Source organism: Microbacterium sp. UBA3394, from assembly GCF_002358725.1.
Lineage (GTDB): Bacteria > Actinomycetota > Actinomycetes > Actinomycetales > Microbacteriaceae > Microbacterium > Microbacterium luteum.
Genome location: NZ_DEPK01000150.1, coordinates 6,564 through 7,404 on the forward strand (window position 1 = coordinate 6,564; position 841 = coordinate 7,404).

Below are 841 nucleotides of genomic sequence, written 5' to 3' on the forward strand. Positions count from 1 at the left end.
GCCGTGCCGCGCGCAAGATCGGCGGCCGCGGCATCGCCGGAGCGCGATGCGAACCGCGCCTCGCCCTCGGCATACAGCGTCGCGCGAAGGTCGGCGAGGGTCTCGGGATGCTCCGCGAAGCGTCGACGCTCGGCGGAGGAATACGCGCGCTCGCCGCGGGGCACGATCCACGCCGGCGTGCGCTGGAACAGGGTCACGTGCGCACCGCGGCGCACGAGTTCCGGCACGAGCTGCACGGCGCTCGCTCCGGTGCCGACGACGGCGATGCGGCGCCCCGCGACGGGAACGGAGTGGTCCCAGCGGGCGGAGTGGAACAGCGGCCCAGGGAACGTCTCGAGCCCGGTGATCTCGGGGATGAGCGGTTCCGTCAGGCGGCCGCACGCGATGGCGAGGGCATCGGCGATCACGGTGTCGCCGTCGGACGTGCTCACGCGCCAGGTCGACGAGTCGCGGTCCCACCGCGCGCCGGTCATGCCCGTCCGCAGACGGGTGCGGTCGGTCACGCCGGCGCGGTCGGCCACGTCGGCGAGGTAGCGGTGGATCTCGGCACCCGGCGCGAACACGCGGGACCAGTCCGGATGCGGGTGGTCGGCGAACCCGTACAGGTGCGAGGGCACGTCGCACGCGACGCCCGGGTAGGTGTTGTCGCGCCACGTGCCGCCGACGCTGTCGCCGCGCTCGAGGAGCACGAACGACTCCCGCCCGTCGCGGAGCAGGGCCAGCGCCATGCCGATCCCGGCGAAGCCCGCACCGACGATCGCGATCTCGACGCGCACGGTCATCGGATCCGGGTCTTCCGATTCGCCGGCGGTTCGCGGTAGTCGGTGGTGCGCTGGCGGAA

The 841-nt window shown here is 73.8% G+C and carries 1 protein-coding gene; it reads right to left on the bottom strand.

Annotation, left to right across the window (positions count from 1 at the left end; translation table 11 throughout):
- Positions 1 to 782, bottom strand: a 782-nt coding sequence (locus tag B4E30_RS08860) for a flavin-containing monooxygenase (RefSeq protein ID WP_286794820.1), incomplete at its 3' end; no start/stop codon positions are given.
- Between the last annotated feature and the right edge of the window lie 59 nt (positions 783 to 841).